General features: G+C 66.5%; 1 protein-coding gene and 1 pseudogene. One reads left to right on the top strand and one right to left on the bottom strand.

The features are described 5' to 3' along the window. Nucleotides 1-1,933, top strand: a 1,933-nt coding sequence (locus DBR22_RS10470; protein ID WP_108598966.1) for an MMPL family transporter, incomplete at its 5' end; no start/stop codon positions are given. 25 nt (nt 1,934-1,958) lie between these two features. Here DBR22_RS10470 and DBR22_RS10465 read toward each other — a convergent pair. Beyond that, nucleotides 1,959-2,311 (bottom strand): annotated as a pseudogene (locus DBR22_RS10465) (NAD-dependent epimerase/dehydratase family protein); the annotation flags it as partial.

Here is a 2,311-nt window from a genome sequence, read left to right as displayed (position 1 = left end):
CGGCGGGCTTGCCTCGCTGAAGACCGGACTTGAGGGCCTTGGGTTGGGGAGCTCGGTGATTGGCCCCATCCCGTCCGAGGATGGGAAAGCAGTACAGTTCATCGCCCCCATCGATTCCTCGGGTGAAGTCAAGGAATCCGTCCAGGAGTTGCGTGACTTCATCGCCGAAGGCGCACCGGAAGGAATGCAGACCTTTGTGACCGGACCTGCGGGCTTGGCGGCAGATCTGACCAGCGCGTTTGCCGGGATTGACGGAATCCTGCTCCTGGTGGCACTGGGTGCTGTCTTCGTGATCCTGCTGATTGTCTACCGCTCGCTCCTGCTGCCCATCGCGGTGCTCCTGACCTCGGTGTTCGCGCTGTGCGCCGCGATCCTGCTGGTGTTCGGAATGGCCAAGCTCGAGTGGATCCAGCTCAACGGCCAAAGCCAGGGAATTCTTTCCATCCTGGTGATCGGTGCCGCCACGGACTACGCCTTGCTCTACGTAGCGCGGTTCCGCGAAGCGCTCACCCACACCACCAACCGGACCTCCGCGGTGCTGACCGCCTGGAAGGCCTCGTTCGAGCCGATCCTCGCTTCAGGCGCCACGGTCATCATCGCCCTGCTTTGCCTGCTTTTCTCGGACCTGAATTCCAACAAGGGCCTCGGCCCCGTGGCTGCTGCCGGCATCCTCTGCGCACTCTTCGCAGCGCTGACCCTGCTGCCGGCCCTGATGGCGCTCCTGGGGCGGGCCGCCTTCTGGCCATTCGTACCCAAGCTTGTTCCGGCGGACCAGCGTGAACCCGAACTGGTCACGGGCCTGGAAGGGCAGAAGGGCCTCTGGCGGGCCACCGGTTCCCTGGTTTCGCGCCGCCCCCGGACGGTCTGGGTAGCCTCGGTCCTCCTGCTGCTCGTTGCCTCTGCCGGAATCCTCCAGCTCAAGGCCAACGGCGTGCCGCAAACGGACGTTATCCTCTCCGCCTCCAATGCCGTTGACGGCCAGGACGCCCTCGCCCGCCACTTCGACGCCGGCAGCGGCAGTCCCGCCGTCGTGGTCGCGGACGAAAGCAAGGCTGACGAGGTGCTGGAAAAGGTCAAGGCGGCCGACGGCGTGGGAGACGCGTACCTCCTGGCCGCCGGCAGCGTCCCCATCACCGGAGCTCCCGGTACGCCAGGCTCGCCGGATGTCCGCGAGGGGAAGGTGCTGATCAACGCCACCCTGAACTACGCCGCGGATTCAATTGAGGCCGAGGATGCCGTCAAGGTCCTGCGTGAGCAGGTCAAGACGGTCGACGCCGATGCGCTGGTGGGCGGTGTCACGGCAACTGCGCTGGACACCAACACCACAGCCCAGCGTGACCTGGTGATCATCATCCCCATTGTCCTGGTGGTCATCCTGATCATCCTGATGCTGCTCCTGCGGTCCGTGCTGGCTCCGGTGCTTCTGGTGCTCTCCGTGGTCCTGTCCTACGGCGCGGCCATGGGCGTCTCGGCCCTGGTCTTCAACAACATCCTGGGCTTCCCGGGCGCAGATGCCACTGTTCCGCTGTTCGGCTTTGTCTTCCTGGTGGCCCTCGGCGTGGACTACAACATCTTCCTGATGAGCCGTGTGCGCGAAGAGTCGCTGAAGCACGGGACGCGCCCCGGCATCCTGCGCGGGCTCGGCGTCACCGGCGGCGTGATCACCTCGGCCGGAGTGGTGCTGGCCGCCACGTTCGCCGCGCTCAGCATCATCCCCATCATGTTCCTGGTGCAGTTGGCGTTCATTGTGGCGTTCGGCGTGCTGCTGGATACCGTCCTGGTGCGCTCGCTGCTGGTGCCCGCCCTTGCCTACGACATCGGCCCGCGCATCTGGTGGCCCAGCAAGCCCGGCAGGCCTGAACTGGATGCTGCGGTTCAGCGGGACGGCCGTGGCAGCCTCGAAACCGACCTGGAGGGTGCCGGCCACCGGTAGGACTGCCCGTTTTCCGGCCGGACACTCAACCCTGCGCCTGCCACCATTTCACCGTCGCCGCTGCGGCTTCGGGAAGCGGGGTGGGGCGCAGGCCAAGGGCGGCCTGGCTTTCGGCGGAGTCCATCACAAAGGGCTTCTCGAACTGATAGAGCGTTTCCGCCAGCTCCCGCATGTCCTGGGAGAACATTTCCGTTGCCCGGAAGACCCAGCCCGGCATGGTTCCGATCCTCGGGGCGCGCACCTCCGCGGCCCCGGTGAATGCGGACGCGAGCTGCCGCTGGGTGAGGGCCGGGCCTGTGGGCGCGTGCCACACCCTGTTCCAGAGTGCGGGCGTGCGCGCCGCGAGGATCATCGCCGCCGCCAGGTCCGGCACGTAGG

It is taken from the genome of Arthrobacter sp. HMWF013, assembly GCF_003061105.1.
Taxonomy (GTDB): Bacteria; Actinomycetota; Actinomycetes; order Actinomycetales; family Micrococcaceae; genus Arthrobacter.
Note: the sequence above shows the minus strand (reverse complement) of the source record. Positions and strands in the feature narration are given on the sequence as shown.